This is a genomic window from Dokdonella sp. (assembly GCF_036518555.1).
Classification (GTDB): domain Bacteria; phylum Pseudomonadota; class Gammaproteobacteria; order Xanthomonadales; family Rhodanobacteraceae; genus Dokdonella_A.
In genome coordinates this window covers 1-5,710 of the sequence record NZ_DATDMY010000308.1, presented here as the reverse complement: position 1 = coordinate 5,710, position 5,710 = coordinate 1, and the positions used below count along the sequence as shown (strand labels likewise).

Sequence of the window (5,710 nt, the reverse complement as noted above, 5' to 3'; positions counted from 1 at the left end):
CGCCCCGCTCGATCCGCGCATCGCCGAGGTGCTCGCCCAACTCGATCAGCCGAAAGGCACGCTCGAACTCGCCGTCGGCGCGGAGCGCGTCCGCGTCACGCACCTCGATCGCGTCTACTGGCCCGCCGATGCCGCGCTCAGGCAGCCCGCGCTGACCAAGCGCGACCTGCTGCGCTACCTCGCTCAGGTGTCGCCGCTGATGCTGCCGCACCTGGCCGACCGTCCGCTGACGATGATCCGCATGCCGGACGGCATCGACGGGCAGCGGTTCTTCCAGAAGCACTGGGAGCAGGCGCGCCCCGCATTCACGCGCACGATCGAAGTGTTCTCCGGACACAAGGACGAGCGCCACGACTACCTCCTCTGCAACGACCTGCCGACCCTGCTCTGGCTGGCCCAGTCGGGCACGCTCGAATTCCACGTCTGGCATTCGCGCGCGAAGGTCGGGTCCGATTCGCTGTCGACGTCGACCGATTACTCCAGTTCGCTCGAAGCGCTCGAGGCATCGGTGCTCAACTACCCCGACTACGTCGTGTTCGACATCGATCCGTACATCTACTCGGGCAAGGAAGCCAAGGGCGCCGAGCCCGAACTCAACACGGTCGCGTTCGAGAAGGGCAAGGAGGTCGCGTTCGCGCTGCGCGAAGTGCTCGTCGAGATGGGACTGGAACCGATCGTGAAGACCTCGGGCAAGACCGGCCTGCACGTGTTCGTGCCGATCGAGCGCACGCTCGACTTCGACGATGCGCGCCGCGTGTCCGAACTGGTGAGCCGGCACCTGCAGAAGCGCCGGCCGAAGGACATCACGATGGAGTGGAGCGTGCAGAAGCGCACCGGCAAGATCTTCATGGACCACAACATGAACGTGCGCGGCAAGACGCTGAATTCGGCCTACTCGCCGCGCGGCGTACCCGGTGCGCCGGTCTCGATGCCGCTGAGCTGGGCCGAACTCGAAAAGGCCCACCCCCTCGACTTCACCCTAACAAGTGTGGTAAAGACTTTGATTAGAAAGGGAGATCTGTGGGCGGACGTGCTCGAACGCAAACAGGATCTGGAACGCGCGCTCGGTTCGCGGGCGGATTGAGCGGCTCGCGTCGGCGCGCGGGCGTCGACCCGTAGGACACGCGATGGCGTGCACGATCGATTCGGCCGGCCTCGTCAGCGGGCGCGGTCCAGGCGCTGCAAACCGGAGACCATCATGGCTGCACGTTCCATCGCGTCGCTGAGCATCTCGTTCGGTCTCGTCTCGATTCCGGTGAAGCTCTATTCCGCCACCGAGGCGAGCCAGAAGATCTCCTTCAACCTCCTGCACAAGGGCTGTGGATCGCGCCTCAAGCAGCAGATGATCTGTGCACTCGAAGGCGTGCCGGTCGCGCGCGAGGACATGGTCAAGGGGTACGAGTTCGCGAAGGACCAGTACGTCGAGTTCACACCCGAGGAGCTCAAAGCGCTCGAAGAGGCGGGCAGCCACGCCGCCGACATCGCCGAGTTCGTGCCGATCTCCGCGGTCGATCCGGTCTACTTCGACAAGGCCTATTACCTAGCGCCGGACAAGGGCGGCGCGAAGCCGTACGCACTGTTCGCCAAGGCGCTGCGCACGTCCAAGCGGTGCGCGATCGGTCGCTGGGCGACGCGCGGCAAGCAGTACATCGTGATGATCCGTCCGGTCGAGGACGGCCTGGTCATGCAGCAGTTGCTGTACGCGAACGAAGTGCGCCCGATCAGCGAGATCGACATCGCCACCACCGAAGTCAGGGACGCCGAACTCAAGCTCGCCCAGCAGCTCATCGACCAGCAGAGCTCGAGCACCTGGAACCCGCGCGAATACAAGGACGAGGTCGGCGTGCGCATCGAGGCCGCGGTGCAACGCAAGGTCGAGGGACACCAGATCACGCTCGCCGAGGAACCCGAACAGGGCGGCGCGCAAATCATCGACCTCATGGAGGCGCTGCGCGCGAGCCTCGAACGCAAGGGCGGCGCGGCGCCGTCGAAGGCGGCGCCGACCCGATCGGCGGCGAAACCCGCGCGCAAGCCGGCCAAGCGCGCGCAGGCTGTCGAGGAAGGCGCTCCCAAGCGCAAGGCCGCACGCAAGGCGAAGTAGTACGCAATGCATTCCTACGGCGTCAGCGACGTCGAAAAGCTCCTCCGCCTGCCCCGCAGCACCATTCGCGCGCTCATCGCCGCGGGCTTCATCACGCCCGCACGCGGATCGCGCAACGCGTGGCAGTTCTCGTTCCAGGACCTCATCGTCCTGCGCACGGCACAGGCGCTCGCCGCCGCGAACATCCCGCAGCGTCGCATCGTGCGTGCGCTCAAGGACCTGCGTGGTCGCCTTCCCGAGTCGATGCCGCTGTCGGGCCTCAGCATCGGCGCCGTCGCGGACGAGGTCGTCGTGCGCGAGGGCGGCACGCGCTGGGCCGCCGAAACGGGCCAGTACCTGCTCGCGTTCGAGGGCGACCCCGATGCAGGCTCGTTGCGCGTGGTCGAGCCGGCGCCGCCCCGCTCGCCCGCGCGCGACGAAGCGGTCGACGACGACGCCTTCGAACGCCGCGACAGCGCCGCCGCGTTGCGCGCCTACGATGCGGCGATCGCGGCCGACCCGTCGCGCGTCGACGCACGCATCAACAAGGGGCGCCTGCTGCACGAACTCGGCCGCTACGAGGAAGCCGTGCGCACGTACCTCGATGCGCTCGAGAGCGGAGTGCACGACGCCCTGCTCCACTACAACCTCGGGGTGCTGCTCGACGACCTCGACCGCAAGCCGCAGGCGCAGAAGGCCTACGAAGCCGCGCTCGGGCTCGACCCGCGCATGGCGGATGCGCACTACAACCTCGCCTTGCTCTGCGAGGAACTCGACCAGCCGCGCGAGGCGATCCGCCACATGGCGCAGTACCGTCGCCTCGTCGGCGGCGGTTGACGGCGCCATTGCCCGGCGCCTTCACCCGACCGAGCAGAGCTTCTCAACTTCGGCGAGATCGATCGGCTTGACGAAATGGAAGTCGAAGCCGGCTTCGCGCGTACGCTCGCGATCGGCCGGCTGCCCCCAGCCGGTGAGCGCGACCAGCCGGATCGACGCGCCGAAGCGTTCGCGGATCATGCCCGCCAGTTCGATGCCGCCGAGCCGCGGCATGCCGAGGTCGACGAATGCGACGCGCGGGCCGAACGCGGCAATCGCATCGAGCGCGAGCAGCGGATCGTAGACCACCTTCGTTTCGTGACCGAGCATCTGCAGCGTCAGCGCGAGCATATCGGCGGCGTCGCGGTTGTCGTCGACGATCACGACCCTGATGCGCGCACCGCTTACGCCCGGGGCGACCGACGCCTGCTGCGCAGGCGAAGCGTCGACCGCGCACGGCAGTTCGATCGTGAAGCGCGAACCGCGCCCGCGACCGTCACTCTCCGCCGCGACCGTGCCGCCGTGCATCTCGACCAGGCGCTTCACGAGTGTGAGGCCGATGCCGAGTCCGCCCTGGGCGTGCTCGCGAGCCGCGTCGACCTGCACGAACAGGTCGAACACGTTGCGCAGGTCTTCCGCCGAGATGCCGATGCCGTCGTCGGTCACGCTCACGCGCACGCGCTCGCCGTCGCTGCGCGCGGCGAGCGCGATCGTGCCGCCCGGCGGCGTGTACTTGCTCGCGTTGTTGAGCAGGTTGCCGACGACCTGGATCAGGCGCTGCGGATCGCCGTGCACGTGCACGGGCGCGATCGGCGGTTCGAGCGCGAGCGTCTGGTTGCGTTGCTCGATCGACGGCAAGGCCATGTCGCGCGTGGCGGAGAGGATCGCGCCGATCTCCACGCGCTCGCGCTTGAGCTCGATGCGGTCGTAGGTGATGCGCGACACGTCGAGCAGGTCGTCGACGAGGCGCACCAGTTGCCGCACCTGGCGATCGATGACCTCGAGCGTATGCTGCGAGGTCGCCTCGTCGAGCGGCCGCCCGCGCAGCACGGCGACCGCGTTGCGAATCGGCGCCAGCGGGTTGCGCAACTCGTGGGCGAGCGTGGCGAGGAACTCGTCCTTGCGCCGGTCGAGCTTGCGCAGGCTCGTCGCGAGCTGCAGCGACACCTGCTCGGCATGGCGCCGCTCGGCCACCTCCGACTCGAGTGCGGCGTTCGCCTCGGACAACTTCGCGTTCGCCGCCGCAAGCGTCTCCGACAGCGCCTGGTACTCGCGCGCGCGCTCGGTCTGCAAGGCGAGGTTCGCCTGCACGAGGTTCGCGTTCTCGCCGGCGAGGCTCTGGTTGAGCGTGCGCAGCTCGCGACGCCGACGGTACAGTTCGACCAGCACCGCGACCTTGCTGCGCAGGATGTCCGGCACGAGCGGGATCTGCACGTAGTCGATCGCGCCGAGGCGATAGCCTTCGAGGCGATCGAGTTCGCCGACGTGCACGCCGGTGACGAAGATGATCGGCGTGTTCTCGAAGCGCGGGTGCGCGTGGATGAGGCCCGCCGTCTCGAAGCCGTCGAGGCCGGGCATGCTCACGTCGAGCAGGATCACGGCGAACTCGGTTTCCATGAGCCGTCGCAACGCTTCCTCGCCCGACTGCACGGCGACGAGCTCCTCGCCGAGCGGGGCAAGGATTGCTTCGTACGTGAGCAGGCGCGCCGGCTGGTCGTCGACGAGCAGGATCCGCGCCGGATCGACCGGCATGCCCACCGAGGCGGTCAGCGATGCAGCCATTGCCGAAGTACCGAGAGCAACTGTTCGGTGTTCACGGGCTTGGCGAGGTAGTCGGACGCGCCCGCCTCGAGACACTTTTCGCGGTCGCCGCGCATCGCCTTCGCGGTCAGCGCGATGATCGGCAGCGACCGGAAGCGTGCGTCGCCGCGGATCGCACGCGTCGTCTCATAGCCATCCATCTCCGGCATCATGATGTCCATCAGCACGAGTGCGACGTCGGGCGTGCGCTGCAGCAGCTCGATCGCTGCCTGCCCGGTCGACGCGCTCGACACCTGCATGCCGTGCCGTTCGAGCACGCTCGACAGCGCGAAGATGTTGCGCACGTCGTCGTCGACGACGAGCATGCGCTTGCCGACGAGCATCTCGTCGGTCTCGTGCAGGCTCTGCAGCATGCGCTGCTGTCGCGGCGGGAGGTCGGCGATCACGCGGTGGAGGAACAGCGCGGTCTCGTCGAGCAAGCGCTCGGGCGACTGCACGCCCTTGATGACGACGCTCTTTGCGACCCGCTTCAGCGCCGTGCTCTCTTCGTCGCTGAGTTCCTTGCCGGTGAACACCACCACCGGGATGTCGCGCAGGGCCGGATCGGCATGGAGGCGCTCGAGCAGCTCGAAGCCCGACATGTCCGGCAGGCGCAAATCGAGCACGATGCAGTCGAACCGGCCGGCGCGGACCGCCTCGAGTGCGCTGCCGCCGTCGGGCGCGCTCTCGATCTCGACGTCGTCATGGCGGATCAGTTCGACGATGCTCATGCGCTCCGCCGCGTCGTCCTCGACCACGAGCAACCGCTTCGGGCGCGGCGTGACGAAGTCCTTTATCCTCGTCAGCGCGGCGGTGAGGCCTTCGGTCGTCACCGGCTTGTTGAGGAACGAGAACGCGCCGCGTTCCAGGCCTTGCTGGCGCTCGTCCTCGATCGTGACGACCTGCACCGGGATGTGGCGCGTCGCCGAATCCTGCTTGAGCCGGCTCAGCACGGTCCAGCCGAGCACGTCGGGCAGGAAGATGTCGAGCGAGATCGCGGTCGGCAGGTACTTG

5 protein-coding genes are annotated in these 5,710 nt (G+C 67.9%); 3 read left to right on the top strand and 2 right to left on the bottom strand.

The features are described 5' to 3' along the window. The 3 genes from ligD to VI238_RS16600 all read left to right on the top strand — a co-directional run. Nucleotides 1–1,084: non-homologous end-joining DNA ligase (gene ligD, locus VI238_RS16610; protein WP_331653364.1), on the top strand; the 1,084-nt coding region annotated here is incomplete at its 5' end. Between the two features lie 114 nt (nt 1,085–1,198). Beyond that, nucleotides 1,199–2,101, top strand: a complete 903-nt coding sequence (locus VI238_RS16605) for a Ku protein (RefSeq protein WP_331653362.1) — start codon at nt 1,199–1,201, stop codon at nt 2,099–2,101. A 6-nt stretch (nt 2,102–2,107) separates the two neighbouring features. Next, nucleotides 2,108–2,917 carry a tetratricopeptide repeat protein gene (locus VI238_RS16600; RefSeq protein WP_331653360.1) on the top strand — a complete coding sequence of 270 codons (810 nt, stop codon included), beginning with the start codon at nt 2,108–2,110 and terminating at the stop codon, nt 2,915–2,917. A gap of 21 nt (nt 2,918–2,938) precedes the next feature. On the opposite strand, the gene VI238_RS16595 is transcribed toward VI238_RS16600, so the two are convergent. Both VI238_RS16595 and VI238_RS16590 read right to left on the bottom strand, forming a co-directional pair. Further along, on the bottom strand, nt 2,939–4,678 hold the full coding sequence (locus VI238_RS16595) for a response regulator (RefSeq protein WP_331653358.1): 1,740 nt from the start codon (nt 4,676–4,678) through the stop codon (nt 2,939–2,941). Then, the coding region (locus tag VI238_RS16590) for a response regulator (RefSeq protein WP_331653357.1) at nt 4,663–5,710 on the bottom strand (1,048 nt) is incomplete at its 5' end. The genes VI238_RS16595 and VI238_RS16590, both read right to left, overlap by 16 nt.

What these genes read in the sequence shown, in the direction of transcription:
- VI238_RS16605 (WP_331653362.1), top strand. Translation starts at nt 1,199, where the DNA reads ATGGCTGCACGTTCCATCGCGTCGCTGAGCATCTCGTTCGGTCTCGTC.
- VI238_RS16600 (WP_331653360.1), top strand. Translation starts at nt 2,108, where the DNA reads ATGCATTCCTACGGCGTCAGCGACGTCGAAAAGCTCCTCCGCCTGCCC.
- VI238_RS16595 (WP_331653358.1), bottom strand. Translation starts at nt 4,678, where the DNA reads ATGGCTGCATCGCTGACCGCCTCGGTGGGCATGCCGGTCGATCCGGCG.